The organism is Streptomyces sp. TRM68367, from assembly GCF_014495685.1.
Classification (GTDB): Bacteria; Actinomycetota; Actinomycetes; order Streptomycetales; family Streptomycetaceae; genus Streptomyces.
Window position 1 is genome coordinate 60489 of sequence record NZ_JACTVI010000004.1, and the last position, 15708, is coordinate 76196.

The 15708-nt window shown below is 71.7% G+C and carries 11 protein-coding genes and 1 riboswitch; of the genes, 3 read left to right on the forward strand and 8 right to left on the reverse strand.

Translation table 11 applies throughout. The features are described 5' to 3' along the window. Nucleotides 1-183: 183 nt before the first annotated feature. On the reverse strand, nucleotides 184-1092 hold the full coding sequence (locus tag H8R17_RS04340; protein WP_187821781.1) for a LysR family transcriptional regulator: 909 nt from the start codon (nucleotides 1090-1092) through the stop codon (nucleotides 184-186). A gap of 235 nt (nucleotides 1093-1327) precedes the next feature. Here H8R17_RS04340 and H8R17_RS04345 point away from each other — a divergent pair, with 235 nt between their 5' ends. Together H8R17_RS04345 and H8R17_RS04350 are read left to right on the forward strand one after the other, a co-directional pair. Next, complete coding sequence (locus tag H8R17_RS04345; RefSeq protein ID WP_187821782.1) at nucleotides 1328-4270, forward strand: FAD-binding and (Fe-S)-binding domain-containing protein; 2943 nt, start codon at nucleotides 1328-1330, stop codon at nucleotides 4268-4270. Further along, a complete protein-coding gene (locus H8R17_RS04350) occupies nucleotides 4267-5556 on the forward strand; it encodes a Glu/Leu/Phe/Val dehydrogenase (RefSeq protein ID WP_187821783.1) in 1290 nt (429 codons plus the stop codon). Before H8R17_RS04345 ends, H8R17_RS04350 begins: the two co-directional genes overlap by 4 nt. A 220-nt stretch (nucleotides 5557-5776) precedes the next feature. Here the strand turns inward: H8R17_RS04350 and H8R17_RS04355 are convergent, their stop codons facing one another. From H8R17_RS04355 to H8R17_RS04370, 4 genes are all read right to left on the reverse strand, one after another. Then, nucleotides 5777-6562, reverse strand: coding sequence for an SGNH/GDSL hydrolase family protein (locus H8R17_RS04355; protein ID WP_187821939.1), 786 nt, complete (start codon nucleotides 6560-6562; stop codon nucleotides 5777-5779). A gap of 145 nt (nucleotides 6563-6707) precedes the next feature. After that, nucleotides 6708-7421 (reverse strand): DUF6250 domain-containing protein, encoded by a 714-nt coding sequence (locus H8R17_RS04360; protein ID WP_187821784.1) that lies wholly within the window; start codon nucleotides 7419-7421, stop codon nucleotides 6708-6710. Nucleotides 7422-7577: 156 nt separating this feature from the next. Then, the gene (locus H8R17_RS04365) at nucleotides 7578-8468 is read right to left on the reverse strand and encodes a LysM peptidoglycan-binding domain-containing M23 family metallopeptidase (RefSeq protein WP_187821785.1); all 891 of its coding nucleotides are present in this window, start codon (nucleotides 8466-8468) and stop codon (nucleotides 7578-7580) included. Nucleotides 8469-8472: 4 nt separating this feature from the next. Further along, nucleotides 8473-8644: riboswitch (cyclic di-AMP (ydaO/yuaA leader) on the reverse strand. Nucleotides 8645-8942: 298 nt separating this feature from the next. Continuing rightward, nucleotides 8943-11012: an alpha-galactosidase gene (locus H8R17_RS04370; RefSeq protein WP_187821786.1), complete on the reverse strand. Its 2070-nt coding sequence runs from the start codon at nucleotides 11010-11012 to the stop codon at nucleotides 8943-8945. Between the two features lie 169 nt (nucleotides 11013-11181). Here H8R17_RS04370 and H8R17_RS04375 point away from each other — a divergent pair, with 169 nt between their 5' ends. Beyond that, complete coding sequence (locus H8R17_RS04375; protein WP_187821787.1) at nucleotides 11182-11976, forward strand: tyrosine-protein phosphatase; 795 nt, start codon at nucleotides 11182-11184, stop codon at nucleotides 11974-11976. Nucleotides 11977-12078: 102 nt separating this feature from the next. Here H8R17_RS04375 and H8R17_RS04380 read toward each other — a convergent pair whose 3' ends face one another. The 3 genes from H8R17_RS04380 to dxs all read right to left on the reverse strand — a co-directional run bounded on the left by H8R17_RS04380 (nucleotide 12079) and on the right by dxs (nucleotide 15699). Further along, nucleotides 12079-12255, reverse strand: coding sequence for a hypothetical protein (locus tag H8R17_RS04380; protein WP_187821788.1), 177 nt, complete (start codon nucleotides 12253-12255; stop codon nucleotides 12079-12081). A 61-nt stretch (nucleotides 12256-12316) separates the two neighbouring features. Further along, entirely contained in the window at nucleotides 12317-13732 is a 1416-nt protein-coding gene (locus H8R17_RS04385) for an aspartate aminotransferase family protein (RefSeq protein ID WP_187821789.1), read from the reverse strand. Further along, entirely contained in the window at nucleotides 13729-15699 is a 1971-nt protein-coding gene (dxs, locus tag H8R17_RS04390) for a 1-deoxy-D-xylulose-5-phosphate synthase (protein ID WP_316959305.1), read from the reverse strand. The genes H8R17_RS04385 and dxs overlap by 4 nt, the downstream gene beginning before the upstream one ends. Nucleotides 15700-15708 lie beyond the last annotated feature (9 nt).

Sequence of the window (15708 nt, forward strand, 5' to 3'; positions counted from 1 at the left end):
CCTCTCCGGACAACACACCTTGTGCCCCGACAGGCAACGTTTGCCCGTCAAGGAGCGGCGTCCGGTGCGTGCTCTCGGCGTGCCGGCCGGAAGCCCTCGTACTGGACGTACTTGCGCTTTCGGCCGGTGCGGCGAGAGGGCGTGCCGGGCGTCGCGACGGGGCGAACGTCGCCTGCCAGGACACTAGTCGGCCGGATGCAGGTACGGCTCGTCGACGGGCGCCGCGCGTCGCAGGGCGTCGAGCATGGTGCCCAGCAGGGGGTTGCTGTTCTCGCGGCGGTGCAGCGCCATCACCCGGCGGTGTGCGGACCGCTGGGTGACCCGGGTGGCCTCGATGGCCTCGCCGGGCACATGGCCCAGCGCCGGGACGATCGCCACGCCGAGCCCTGCGGAGACCAACTCCCGTACGACGTCGTAGTTGTTGGAGCGGAAGGCAACCGCGGCGTCGAACCCGGCGGCCGCACACAGCCGTACGAGGGTCCGGGCCCCGGCCGTGCCCTCGCGGCTGGTGATCCAGCGGGCCTTCGACAGGTGCGCCAGCTGGGTACTCAGGCCGCTGCCGCGGGCCCGGAGCAGGACGAGCTCCTCGCGCAGCACGGGGTGGCGGGCCAGGTGGTGGGGCCACTGCCGGGGGCTGAGCCCGTACTCGTACACCAGCGCCACGTCCAGGTCGCCACCGTCGAGCGCGGCGAGGAGTTCGTCGGGTTCGCCCTCCTCCAGCTGGATGTGCGCGCGGGGGCGGGTCTCGGCGAGCGCGGACAGCGCCGGGGGCACCAGCCGGGCTCCGGCGGTGGGGAAGCTGCCCAGCCTCAGGCGGCCCGTGGCGCCGGTGGCGAGTTCGAGTACCTGCTGGTCGAGGTCGTCCAGGGCGGCGAGCACCCGGCTGCTCAGGTCGACCAGGCGGTGAGCCGCGGCGGTGGCGCGGATGCCGTGCGCCGACCGCTCGAAGAGGACCAGGCCGGTGTCCTTCTCCAGGGCCGAGATCTGCTGCGAGATCGCGGAGGCGGTGTAGCCGAGGTCGCGGGCCGCGAGGGCGAACGAGCCGCTGCGGACGGCGGCCTTCAGCGTGAGCAGGTGCTGGGGTTTGAGCAAGGCGGGCTCCCTTGAGCGGCGGGACGGGTTCCCGAGCGGTGAGACAGGCTCCCTTGAGCGGCAGGGCGGGCTCTCTTGGACGCGGCACGGCGGCGCTGGCGGCCGGGCGAGCTCAGCATAAGCATTTCTTGCTCTCGGGCAGCGTTTCTTTCGGCCTGCTGGGTCTTGTGGAGCCTCTCGCGCGCCATGGATCGTGGCAACGCCCGACCCGCCGAGCACAGGAGGAGTCCGCACGGTGACCACGACAGCGCACGGCATCGGCGCGCAGGACGTGGCCGAGGCTCTCGGCCGGGCCGACTGCGGCGAGGTCGCCGACGACGCCGGACGCCGGGCCCAGTACGCCTCCGACGCCTCCAACTACCGGCAGGTACCGCTGGCGGTGGTGTTCCCGCGCGAGCGGCGGCACGTCCTCAACGCGCTCGCGGTGTGCCGCCGGCTGGGCGTGCCGGTCACCTCGCGCGGGGCGGGCACCAGCACCTCCGGGCAGGCCGTCGGTTCCGGCGTGGTGCTGGACTTCTCCCGGTACTTCAACCGGCTGCTCGCCGTGGATCCGCACGCCCGCACGGCGACCGTGCAGCCGGGCATCGTCCTGGACGATCTGCAGTCGGCCGCCGCCGGGCACGGCCTGCGGTTCGGCGCGGACCCGTCCACGCACAGCCGCTGCACGCTCGGCGGCATGATCGGCAACAACGCCTGCGGCACCCACTCCGTGGCCTGGGGCCGTACGGCCGACAACGTGGTGGAACTCGACGTCGTCACCTACCGCGGCACGGTGCTCCGGCTCGGCGAGATGTCCGAGGCCGAGATCCACCGGGCCATGGCCGAGGGCGACGACCGCGCGCAGCTCATCGCGTCCCTGTACCGGCTGGCCCAGGACAATCTGGCGGTACTGCGCACCCGACTCGGCCGGTTTCCACGGCAGGTGTCGGGCTACTCGCTGGAACACCTGCTGCCGGAACGCCGCTTCGACCTCGCCCGTGCTCTCGTCGGCAGCGAGGGCACGCTGGCCGTCGTCCTCTCCGCCACCGTCCGCCTCATCTCGCCGCCTCCCGCGCGGGCGCTGGTCGTCCTCGGCTACCGTGACGCCTGCGCGGCGGCGGACGCGGTGCCCGCCCTCCTCAAGCACCGGCTCCTCGCACTGGAGGGGCTCGACCAGGCCCTGACCGACATCGTCACCCGGCCGGAGACCCGCGCGGCCATCGACACCCTGCCCGCCGCACAGGCCTGGCTGTTCGCCGAACTGGGCGGCGATGCGGAGGAGTTGCCGAAGAGCGCGGCCGACCTGGCCGAGGCCGCCCGGCGCACCGCGGGCTTCACCGGCGCCGAGATCGTCACCGACGCCGCACGGGCCGGGCGGCTGTGGCGGATCCGCGAGGACGGGGCGGGCCTGGCCACCCGTCTGCCTGGGGGCACCTCCCGGCCGAAGGCTGGGGGAGGGTCGGAGGCCTGGCCGGGCTGGGAGGACGCGGCGGTGCCGCCCGACCAACTCGGCTCCTACCTCAGGCAGTTCATGGACCTGCTGCGCCGCCACGGCCTCCAGGGCGCCGTCTACGGCCACTTCGGCGAGGGCTGCCTGCACGTGCGCATCGACTTCGACTTCACCACCGGGCACGGCGCCGCCGTCTTCCGCGCCTTCGTCACCGACGCCGCCGAACTGGTGGCCGCGCACGGCGGTTCGCTGTCCGGCGAGCACGGCGACGGGCAGGCCCGCTCCGAGCTGCTGCCGCTGATGTACGGGCCGGAGGTCATCGCCCTGTTCGAGGCGTTCAAGAGCATCTGGGATCCGGACAACGGCCTCAACCCCGGCATGATCGTGCGCCCGCTGCCCGTCGACGGCAACCTCCGGGTCGACCCGCGCCGCACCCCGCTCCCCCTCACCACCGTGCTCCCCTTCCACGCCGACGACGGCGACTTCGCCAAGGCCACCCGCCGCTGCGTCGGGGTCGGCAAGTGCCGTACCGCCGCCCACCGCGGCGAAGTGATGTGCCCCAGCTACCGGGTTACCCTCGACGAGAAGGACTCCACGCGCGGCCGGGCCCGCCTGCTGTACGAGATGACACAGGGCGAGGTGATCACCGACGGCTGGCGCTCCACGGAGGTCCGCGACGCCCTCGACCTGTGCCTGTCCTGCAAGGGGTGCAGCGTGGACTGCCCGGTCGGGGTGGACGTGGCCACGTACAAGTCGGAGTTCCTGTACCACCACTACAAGGGCCGTATCCGGCCCGCCTCGCACTACTGCATGGGCTGGCTGCCGCTGCTGTCCCGGGCGGTCGCCCGCAAGCCGCGGCTCGTCAACGCGGTGACGGCATCCCGGCTCGCCCCGCTCCTCAAGCGCCTGGGCGGCATCGCGCCGGAGCGCGAGGTGCCGCGCTTCTCGGACGAGACCTTCCTGGCCTGGTTCCGCAGACGCTCCCCGCAGGGCGACGGACATCGCGGCCCCATCATGTTGTGGGTCGACTCGTTCAACAATCACTTCAGTCCCGAGGTGCTGAAAGCCGGGGTGCGCGTCCTGGAGCACGCGGGATACCGGGTGCGGGTCCCCGACGGCACCCAGTGCTGCGGACTGACCTGGATCACCACCGGCCAGCTCGGCGTCGCCCGCCGCATCGCGGCGCGCACCGCCGCCGCCCTCGCACCGGCCGTCCGCGCGGGCCTGCCGGTCGTGGGCCTGGAACCCAGCTGCACCGCGGCCCTCAGGACCGACGTGCCCGAACTCCTCGACGGCGACGCGGACGCCCGCGCCCTGGCCGACGCCACCGTCACCCTCGCCGAGCTGCTCGTCCACCGCACGCCCGGCTGGCAGCCGCCACGCGTCGAGGCACGGTCGATCAGCCAGACGCACTGCCACCAGCACGCCACCTCCGGCTTCGGCGCCGACACCGCCCTGCTGCACGCCATGGGCGTCGACAACAACCGCCTGGAGTCGGGGTGTTGCGGCCTGGCCGGCAACTTCGGCTTCGAGCGCGGCCACTACGACGTGTCCGTGGCCGCCGGCGAACAAGTGCTGCTGCCCGCCGTACGGCAGGCAGCGCCCGGCACCGTCGTCCTCGCCGACGGCTTCAGCTGCCGCACCCAGATCGCCCAGCGCACCGACAGCCGCGGCACCCACCTCGCCGAGCTGATCGCCCGCGCCCTGCCCGGCACCCCGCCCCTTCGACGGACAAGGACCACACCGTGACCGACGCCCTCTCCCTGGTCGACGACTGGGGACCCGAGAAGATCGTCGTCGTCTCCCACCGGCGCACCGGCATGAAGGGCGTCCTGGTCATCGACAACACCGCCCGTGGCCTCGGCAAGGGCGGCACCCGCATGAGCCCGACCGTCTCCGTGGGGGAGATCGCCCGCCTCGCCCGCGTCATGACATGGAAGTGGGCGAGCGTCGACCTCTGCTACGGCGGCGCCAAGGCCGGCATCGTCGCCGACCCCCGCTCCCCCGACAAGGAGGCGATCCTGCGCGCCTTCGCCCGCGCCCTGTCCAACGAGGTGCCCCGCGAGTACGTGATGGGCCTGGACATGGGGCTGACCGAGGACGACGCGGCGATCATCCAGGACGAACTCGGCGACCGCGGCGCGGCCGTCGGCACCCCGGAACACCTCGGCGGCGTCGCCTACGACCGGCTCGGCGTCACCGGCTACGGCGTCGCCGAGGCCACCGACGCTGCCGCCCGCCACTTGGGGCTGCCGCTGGCCGACTCCCGCGTCGCCCTCCAGGGCTTCGGCGCCGTGGGCACCGCGGCGGCCGTACGCTTCGCCGAACTCGGCGCCACCGTCGTCGCCGTGTCCACGGCGACGGGCGCGCTCCACGACCCTGGCGGCCTGGACGTCCCCGCCCTCCTCGCCGCCCGCGAAGAGCACGGCGACGACTTCGTGCGCCACCACTCCGGCGGGACCGTCATCGCCCCCGGCCGCGAACTCACCGTCGACTGCGACATCCTGGTCCCGGCGGCCCTCCAGGACGTCATCGACGACGGCAACGCCCACGAGATCAAGGCCGGGCTGGTCGTGGAGGGCGCCAACCTGCCCACCTCCGCGCAGGCGCAGGAGATCCTCGCGCAACGCGGCATCACCGTGCTCCCCGACTTCGTCGCCAACGCGGGCGGTGTGGTCGCCGCCGCCTTCGCCATGGACGCCCGCCACTCCGGCTTCCGCCCCGGCACCGCCCGCATCTTCGACACCATCTCCGACCGTCTGCGCGCCAACGCCGTCACCGTCCTCGAAGAGGCGCGCCGCCGTGAGACCACCCCTCACCTCGCCGGTCGCAGCCTCGCCGAGGACCGCGTCCGCGCGGCCATGCTGAGCAAGGGACGCGTTCCCCGCGGGGCAAGACGAGGCCCTGGCCCACGAACTGGGCCTGAACCGGGACGCGCTGACAACACCCGACCGGTGACCTGCCCCCCTGCACGACACACCGAACACCGGTCCGGGCCACGGGGGACCGACGACGGCGCGCAACCGTGCCCGTAACCGCGGGCATGCGTGCCTCCCCCAGTGCCTTAAGGGCCTGGGAGGCACCCCCAGGGCGGCACGGCCGGGTGCGGTGGCACCCCGTCGGCGCCGGGTTGCGCACCCGCCCCGGCCAGCGGCAACACCGGGCAAGCGGCAAACGCGGTGCAGCCGACGCCGTCACCCCGCACCAGGCAACACGCAACCGGAGTTCAACCGGCACGCAACCGGCCCATACTCCTCAGGCCACCGACCCGATCCGCATCCTGATGTCCTCCGGCGACAACGCCCCCTTCGCGGTCACATGATCCCCGGACGACTCCCCACGCAGCCGCCGCCCGATCCACGGCACCAAGTACTCCCGAGCCCAGTGCACATCGTCCCGCCGCACCTCCAGCGTCCCGCGTGCCGGCAGCGGCGGCCACGGCTGCTCCGGATCGGCCGGAACCTCCAGACCGAGGACCTGCCCCGCGCGCAGCGCCACGCGCGTGTGCCCCTCCGGTGACAGATGGAGCCGGTCGGTGTCCCAGGCCTGCCGGTCCTGCACGCTCTTCAGCGACCACAGGTCGAGCACCGCACAGCCGTACCGGTCGGCGACGGCCCGCACATGCCCGTTGTACGTGGCGATCTTGCCGCGCAGATGCTTGAGCAGCGGCACACCACGGGTGTCGAACCCGGTCGTCACCAGCACCGTCCCGGCCACGGCCGTCAGCGCGGCCACCGCCCGCTCGAACCGCTCGGCCACCTCGTCCGGATCGGTGCCGGGCCGCAGGATGTCGTTGCCGCCGGCGCAGAACGACACCAGGTCCGGCGCGAGGCCGACGGCGCGCGGGACCTGGTCCGCCACGATCTGGTCGAGCAGCTTGCCGCGCACGGCGAGGTTCGTATAACTGAAGTCGCCTTCGGGCCGGCGGTCCGCGAGGAGTACGGCGAACCGGTCGGCCCATCCGACGAACGCCCCGTCGGGGCCGGGGTCGCCGAGGCCCTCGGTGAAGCTGTCCCCCACCGCCACGTACGACCCGATCACTGATCTGCTGTCATTCTTCGAATCGTCTGCCACATCCGCCCATGATTCACCGTCGAATGTGACCTACGCGACCGTAGGAAAGAGTTGACGGGCGGTGAGAAAAGCCACTCCCAAAGTGTTCCCCAACTCCGGAACAATCCCCTGGTCAGGACTGTTGGCGCGACAGCCGCCAGACCTGGAAGCCGGTGATCCGGAAATGGCTCCACACGGTCCGGAAGGCGAAGTGCCCGGCGGTGTACGGCTCCGGGTCGGCGTAGTCGAAGACCAGCCGCCCGTTGTTCCACCACTGGACCGTGGAGCCGTCGGAGACGATCCGGACGTGGTTCGGCTCGTTGGGCACGAGCAGCGGCTCGGTGTAGTCGTAGACGAGCGGGCGCACGCCCGCCTGGCCGACGTAACGGCGCAGCCGCGTCGTGGTGTTGTAGTTGGCGCCGTAGCCGGAGTAGTACGTCGTCAGGTGGTCGTACTCGTCGAGGGCGCCGCCGCGCGGGGTGGCGAAGAGGTCGTCCGGGGAGCGGACGTCGGTGGCGTTCCAGAAGTTGTTGAGGTCCGAGACGCGGTCGTTGACCCCGCCCTCTGACACCGGCGTAACGGTGTAGGCGAGGACGTACGGACCTTCGAGGCGTTTTCTGAACCAGATCGTCGCCCCGCTCGGCACGTCGATCTCCAGCACGCCGCGGGAGGCGGTGACGGTGCCACCGTCCTGGAGTTCGGTGGCCCACTGGCGCAGCCCGTGCCGGAAGTCGTCGTGGGCGATGAGGCGGCGGTGGCGGGGCACGGCGGTCGCGGTCGCGGGGGCGAGGGCCGCCAGGGCGGCTCCGGCGGCCAGGGCTCCGAAGGCTCTACGGGTGGTCGGCACGGGACAGGACTCCTTCTAGAAAGCGCTTGCACCAACCGGAGTCACTGTGCCCCAACCACCGCTCCATGTCGACAGGTTGGGCCGGACAACACCGAAGGCCGGACCCGGGGATCGGGGTCCGGCCTTCGGTGGCGTGTCAGGCAGGTCGTCGCTGGGTCAGCCGATGGCGACGCCCTTCGAGCGGAGGTAGGCGACCGGGTCCACGTCCGAGCCGTAGCCCGGCGCGGTGCGGATCTCGAAGTGCAGGTGCGGCCCGGTGACGTTGCCGGTCGCGCCGGAGAGGCCGACCTGCTGGCCCGCGCTCACGGCCTGGCCGGCGGAGACGGACAGCGAGGACAGATGGGCGTACTGCGCGTAGTGGCCGTCGTTCAGCTTGATGACGACCTGGTTGCCGTACGCGCCACCCCAGCCGGCGGAGACGACGGTGCCCGCACCGACGGCCTTGAGGGAGGTGCCGGTCGGGACGCTGAAGTCGACGCCGGTGTGGTAGCCGCTGGACCACATGCTGCCGGCCACACGGTAGGCGGTGCCGACGTTGGCGGAGGCGACCGGGGCGGTGAAGCCGGTGGCGGGCGCGGCCTTCGCGGCGGGCCGCTCGGCGGACCTCGACGCCTTCGCGGAGGACTTCTCGGCGGCGGGCTTCGACGCCTTCGGCGCGGCCTTCTCGGCGGCGGCCGGGGCCTTCTTGCCGATGGACAGCTTCAGGCCGGGGTGGATCAGCGCCGGGTCGTTGCCGACGGCCTCGCGGTTGTCCTCGTAGAGTTTCTTCCAGCCGCCGGCGACCTTCTGCTCCTCGGCGATCTTGGCGAGGTAGTCACCGGCCTTCACGGTGTACGTCCGCGCGTCCACGCTCTTCTCGACCGCCTTCTTCGCGGCGGCCGGAATCGACTGGACGGCCTTTTCCGAAACCGACTGCGGGGTGGCCGCGTGGGCGCCGGAAGCGCCCATCAGCGGAAGCGCGAGCGCGGCGCCGCCGGTTCCGGCGACGGCGATCGAGCGGACGAAGAACTGCGACTTGGGGCGGCGGTGCTTACCCTTCGCGGGCATGGCGAATTCCTCTCCGGCGCCTGCGAGGTGAGCTGTCGGGTGCGGGCTGGAGATGCCCGGCCGCGCCGAAGCACGGCTTTACCCCAAGCCTGTTTCCGGAAGACCGGAACAGGCGGTCATGCCTGTGGGTCCCCCGCTCCTGCCGTGTACGGGTGGGTGGGTGGCGGTTCTCCGGACGGCGGCAGGATTCGGCGTCCGTCCGGATCGGTGGTGAACGTAAGGGAGCAAGACGCACAGGGACAAGCGAGAGGTTCCCGGTGACCGTGTTTTGTGAGATCCCTTATGCGAATTCCCGGTCACACTCCGTCGATGACAAAAACGCGACTTTGCACAAAGACCCTTGAGTAGCACTTGAATTACGTGAACATGACGGGCGACAGACGGTCACGAATATGACGCTCCTCACGTGACGCCGCTCCAGACTCCTTGACGCCCGGGCGAGTTGGAATGAAGCCACCAATTCAGACAGAAGGGTCAGATACGACGCAGGCGGATAACCGTCGCATCGAGGTCACCGCGCAGCGCGGGCCGCAGCCCGTGGTGCAGCAGCACGGCACCCCGGTGAACTTCGCCCGTTTCACGGCATACGTACGACGCTGCCGGTTCGAGGCCGCGCAGCCGCAGCGGCGGCACGGGCTCGCCGTAGTGCTGCGCCTGGAGCCAGGCGAGGACCACGGTCTCGTCGCCGAGGACGTACTGCACGGCGCTCAGTCCGCCCGCCGGGGGCCGCAGCCGGTAGAGGTCGCCGCGCTGCACCAGTGGCCGGATCTCCTTGTAGAGGGCCACCCAGTCCCGCGCCTCGGCCAGCTCCTCCGCGCTCCAGCGCGTGAGGTCGCCGCCGACGCCGAGCACCCCGGCCATGGCGCTGACGAACCGGAAGCGCAGCGAGCTGACCCGGCCGTTGAGCATGACGTTCGGGCTGTCGGTGACCCAGGCCGCCATCACGCGCGCGGGGTGCAGCTGGCTGAAGCCGTGCTGGATGGCGAGCCGGTCGAGCGGGTCGGTGTTGTCCGAGGTCCACACCTGGTCGGTGCGGCTCAGCACCCCGAGGTCGATCCGGCCGCCGCCGCCCGAACAGGACTCGAAGGCGACGCCCGGATGGGCCGCGCGCAGCCGGTCCACCAGGGCGTAGAACGCGCGCACGTGGTCCACCCACAGCCGCTGCGGGTACGGGTCGCCCGGCCAGCCGGCGTCGGTGAAGCTGCGGTTGAAGTCCCACTTGACGTAGTCGATCGGGGCGCCGGAGAGCAGCGCGTCAAGCTGCCCGAAGAGGTACTCCTGGACATCGTCGCGGGCGAGGTTCAGTACGAGCTGATTGCGGAACTTCGTCCGCTTTCGTCCCGGTTGGTACTGGACCCAGTCCGGATGCGCGCGGTACAGGTCGCTGTCCGGGTTGACCATCTCGGGCTCGACCCAGATGCCGAACCGCATGCCGAGGTCGTGCACGTGGTCGGCGAGGGGCTTCAGGCCCTGCGGGAAGCGGTCGGGGTTGGGGGTCCAGTCGCCGAGCCCCGCCCGGTCGCTGGTGCGCGCCCCGAACCAGCCGTCGTCGACCACGAACAGCTCCACGCCCATCGCGGCTGCGCGCGCGGCGAGCGCCTGCTGCTGCTCCTCGGAGATGTCGAACTCCGTGGCCTCCCAGGAGTTGAACAGCACGAACCGGTCCCGGTCCGCGTCCGGGACGACGTACGCCCGCTGGTAGGCGTGCCAGGCGCGGCTGGCGCCGCCGAAGCCGCCGTCGCTCCACAGGCCCGCGAAGACGGGCGTGGTGAAGGACTCGCCGGTCGCGAGGCGCAGCAGGCCCGAGTCGTCGTGGCCGGCGCCGCCGGTGATCTGCACGCGCGCGTCCGGGAGCCCGGCCACGGCGATCCGCCAGGAACCGGACCAGCCCAGGGCGCAGCCGTAGACCTCGCCGCGCTCCTCGGTCGCGTCGGTGTCGAGGGCGACCCAGGGCAGGTGCTGGTGCCCGGTGTGGCCGCGGCGGCTGCCGATGACCTTCTCGCCGTAGGTGAGCTCCGAGCGGACCAGGCGGGACTCGGCGGCCCAGCGGCCGTGCAGCTGGGAGAGCCGCCAGCCGTCGCGGTCGGGCAGTGTCCAGGTGGCGGAGTCGGCGCGCAGCACCTCGACCGGCGGGCCCTGGTTCTCCAGGGTGACCCAGCGCTCGATCACGTCGTCGCGCGTCCGGTAGTGCAGGGTGACGGCGAGCCCGGCGTCCGTGAAGCGCAGCCGCAGCTCGCCGTCCTCGGCGTCGTACCGCTCGAAGGCCCACTCGGTGCCGCGCCGTTCCTCGGTGCGCACGGACAGAGCGGGCCGCACGAAGCGGGGGCCGCCCTCGACGGGGTACTCCTCGTGTCCGTCGAGCGCGGACTCGAAGCCCCGGACCTCGGGCAGCGGGCGGGCGGCGAGGGCCTCGGCGTCGGCCAGCGCGATCCGCGGGCCCCAGTGCAGGTGCACCAGTTCGTCGCGGCCGGTGACATGGACCGCGTAGCCGCTGGACGGCCCCGTCAGAAGCCACGTGCGACCGTCTCGGGAAATCTCCAGCATCAAGCCCTCACATATTCGAACAGGTGCAATCAAGCCGCAACATCATCAACGGTTGCGGGCCCCGCGAGCAACGCCTGTGGAAAACTCATTGGCCCTGGCGGGCGTGTCGTATCGTCGAGTGGTGCCCGTCGGCGAGCCGCGCCGGCGGGGCCGACCGGGAGGAGCCCTCGTGACGCAGCAGATCCCGTCGACCGAACCCGAGCTGGCCGGAGTGCGCAATTTCCGTGATGTGGGCGGACTCCCGACCGAGGACGGACGGCGGGTGCGGCACGGCGTGCTGTTCCGCAGCGGCCACCTCGCGCACGTGACCGGGGAGGACGCCGCGTTCCTCACTTCCCTGGGCCTGCACACGATCTTCGACTTCCGCAATGCGGCCGACCAGAAGCTCGAAGGTCCTGACGTCGAGCTGCCGGGCGTGCGCAATGTGAACCTGCCGCTGACGGACCCCGCGCACGGCGCCGAGTTCTGGAAGATGGTCCGCGACGGTGACCTCGACCAGCTGCGCGAAATCCTCGGCGACGGCAAGGCCGCTAGCCGGATGGTCACCTCGTACCGCACGATCATCAAGGAGCGCACCGCCGAGCACTCCCGCGTGCTGCACGCGCTCGCCGAGGACAGCGTCCCGGCCCTGATGCACTGCGCGGCGGGCAAGGACCGGGCGGGTCTGTCCATCGCGGTGACGCTGCTCGCGGTGGGCGTCGAGCGCGCGGCGATCCTCGACGACTACCTGAAGTCGGGCGCGAAGCACCGCCGCTACAAGGTGCACCGCGGCAGCGCGGCCTCGGCCTACTCCCCCGAGGTCATGGAGCTGCTCGACCCCCTGTTCGACGCCCGCGCCGAGTACCTGACGGCGGCCTTCGACACCATCGAGGACACCTGGGGCGGCGTCGACACGTACCTGGAGCAGGGGCTCGGGGTCGCTGCGCAGACGCGGGAGCGGCTGCGCGACCGGCTGCTGGACTGAGATGTCCTCCTCCATGTCGCTCATGGCGTCGGTGCGGGGTCAGCGAGCCGAAGTGGGCGCTGTCGTCGGCGGCGAGCCGGTGCGCGGTGTCCCCGAGGCGCCTTAAGGGTCGCAGACGGCGGCATGGGCCACAAGCCGCGCCCCGTTCTGGGAGACGCGGCGGCGCAGGGCGCGCAGCTGCGGCGCGACGGCGGGCAGGGCGTCTGGCCCCGGCCCGGCCGCCGGTGTTTCGGCCCGCCGCCCGGCCGCCGGTTCGGGCTCGGCATCGGGAGAGCTCATGGCTCCATTCAGCCGGAGCCCTGCCCGGCCGGCAGATTTCTTGCCTCCTGGGCAAAGGCCCTTACCGGTTGGCAACCGCCTGCTTGACCAGCGTCTTCCCGAAGTCCCAGATCAGACCGCCGTTGTGCGCGTCGTCCATGACGGCGGTGAAGGCGTCGACGAACCGGTCCACTTCCCGCTCCCCGATGACCAACGGCGGGATCAGCTTGATGACCTCCAGGTGGTCGCCCGAGACCTGCGTGAGGATCCGGTGCCGCTGGAGCAGCGGTACGACCACCATCTGCGCGAACAGGCCCTTGCGGGCGGCCTGCAGCATGCTCCAGCGGCCACGCAGCTTCAGCGACGTGGGCCGGCCGAACTCGATGCCGATCATCAGGCCCCGGCCGCGCACGTCGGCCAGCAGCTCGTACTTGTCGACGAGCGCCGCGAGCCGGGACCGCAGCTGCTCGCCCGTGGCCCGGACGCCCGCCACGATCTGCTCGTTCTCCATCACCGACAGCACCGCCAGGCCCGCTGCCATTGCCTGGGCGTTGGCCCCGAAGCTGGCCGAGTGGACCAGCACCCGGTCCATCGACGAGTAGACATTCTTGAAGATCCAGCCCTTGCCGAGGGTGGCGCCCACCGGCACATAGCCGCCGGAGAGCGCCTTGGCCACGCAGACCAGGTCCGGTTCGACGCCGTCCTCGTACTGGTAGGCGTAGAAGTCGCCGGTGCGGCCGAGGCCCGTCTGCACCTCGTCGGCGATGAGCAGCGCCTTGTGCTTGTGCAGCAGTTCCTGGGCGGCGCGCAGATAGCCGCGCGGGGACTCGTGTACGCCCTTGCCCTGGATCGGCTCGACGATCAGGGCGGCCACGTCGCCCTTCTTCAACTCCCGTGCCAGGGCGTCGAGATCGCCGAGGGGTACGGCCGTGTCGGGCAGCAGCGGGGCGAAGCCGTCCCGGAAGCCGGACTCGCCGTTCACCGACAGCGAACCGGTGGTCAGGCCGTGGAAGGCGTGCGCGCAGTACAGGACGCGCGGTTTGCCGGTCGCGTACCGGGCGAACTTCAGCGCGCCCTCGACCGCCTCCGTGCCGCTGTTGCCGAAGAACACCCGGTCCAGGTGCGGGCTGTGCGCGAGCAGCTTCTCGGCCAGCAGCCCGGGCAGCGGCTGGCAGTCGAAGCGGGTGAGGTCGGCCAGCTGGGCGTCCAGGACGTCGTGCAGCGCCTGCCGGACGACGGGGTGGTGGCGCCCCAGGCCCATCACCCCGAACCCGGCGAGCATGTCCAGGTAGTCGTTGCCGTCCGCGTCCCAGAAGTAGGCGCCCTCGGCGCGCTCGTAGACCTTGTCGAAGCCGATGGTGTGCAGCATGCGCGGGAGCTGATGGTTGAGGTGGCGGGTGTGCAGCTCGTAGCGCTCGGCTCCGCGCTCGGCCAGCAGCGCGCAGAGGTCGAACTCCCCGGCCTGCGAAGGCTCCGACGCGGCTTCCGCGGTGGTCATTCCTGGGGCTCCTTGGACACCTGTAGCTCCTGTCGCTCCTCGGACAGCCCATCCTGCACCGTGGCGGGCGCTGCCTCGGGCTCTTTGCACCGTTCTTTCCGGACGGCCAGGCTCGCGCTGATCCGTCCGGCGACCTCCACGGGCGTGAGCCCGATGTCGGCGAGCACCTCGGACCGCTTGGCGTGCGCGAGGAACTGCTCCGGGATCCCGAACCGCCGCACAGGCACATCCACGTCGTCGTCACCCAGCGCGAGCGCCACCGCGGCGCCCACCCCGCCCGCGCGGCTGTTGTCCTCGACGACCGCGACCAGGCGGTGCTGGGCGGCGAGGCCGGGCAGGTGCGGGTCGACGGGCTTGACCCACCGCGGGTCGACGACGGTGCAGCCGACGCCGCGGGCCTGAAGCAGCTCGGCCGCCTGGAGACAGACGGACGCCATCACACCGACGGCGACCAGCAGCACCTGCGCCTCGCCGGGCGAGCGGTGCAGGACGTCAAGACCGCCCACCCGGTCGACGGCCGGGATCTCCGGGCCCACCGACTCCTTCGGGAACCGCACCAGCGTCGGTGCGTCGTCGACGGCGACCGCCTCGCGCAGCTGGGCACGCAGCTGGTCGGCGTCGCGCGGCGCGGCGATCCTGAGGCCCGGCACGACCTGGAGGACGGACATGTCCCACATGCCGTTGTGGGAGGGCCCGTCGGCACCCGTGACGCCGGCCCGGTCCAGGACGAAGGTGACCCCGCAGCGGTGCAGGGCGACGTCCATCAGCAGCTGGTCGAAGGCGCGGTTGAGGAAGGTGGCGTAGACGGCGACGACCGGGTGCACTCCGCCGGTGGCCAGGCCCGCCGCGGACACGGCCGCGTGCTGCTCGGCGATGCCGACGTCCCACACCCGGTCCGGGAACCGCTCGGCGAACTTGGCGAGGCCCACCGGGTGCAGCATGGCCGCCGTGATGGCCACCACGTCGTCCCGCTCCTCGCCGATCCGCACGATCTCGTCGCCGAACACGGACGTCCAGGACGGTCCGCCCGAGGGCGCCAGCGGTTCGCAGGTCAGCGGGTCCATCACGCCGACGGTGTGGAAGTGGTCCTCCTCGTGGGCGAGGGCGGGTTCGTAGCCGCGGCCCTTCTCCGTCAGGCAGTGGATCAGCACCGGTCCATGGAAGCGTTTCGCGCGGCGCAGCGCAGACTCGACGGCCTTGATGTCGTGTCCGTCGATCGGGCCGACGTACTTCAGGCCCAGGTCCTCGAACAGGCCCTGCGGGGCGAACGCGTCCTTGAAGCCCTTCTTCGCGCCGTGCAGGGCCTCGTACACGGTGTTGCCTACGACGGGCGTGCGCTGGAGCACGTCCTTGCCCCAGGCGAGCACCTTCTCGTAGCCGTCCGTCGTCCGCAGGGTCGCGAGGTGGTTCGCGAGGCCGCCGATGGTCGGGGCGTACGAGCGCTCGTTGTCGTTGACGACGACGATCAGCGGCCGGTCCTTGGCCGCCGCGATGTTGTTCAGTGCCTCCCAGGCCATGCCGCCGGTCAGCGCTCCGTCGCCGATCACCGCCACGACATGCCCCTTCTCCCCCTGCACCTGGCGGGCCTTGGCGAGCCCGTCGGCCCAGCCGAGCGCGGTGGAGGCGTGGCTGTTCTCGACGATGTCGTGCTCGGACTCCTCGCGTGCGGGATAGCCCGACAGGCCGCCCTTGCCGCGCAGCTTGGAGAAGTCCTGACGGCCGGTCAGAAGTTTGTGTACGTAGCTCTGGTGGCCGGTGTCCCAGACGATGCGGTCGACCGGTGACTCGAAGACCCGGTGCAGGGCGATGGTGAGTTCCACCACCCCCAGGTTGGGTCCGAGGTGACCGCCGGTCCTGGCCACCATCTGCACCAGGAACTCCCTGATGTCGTCGGACAGTTCACCGAGTTCCGCCTCGGACAGCGCCTTCAGGTCGCGTGGTCCCCGGATGCTCTCCAGAATCGTCACGCTCGGCCC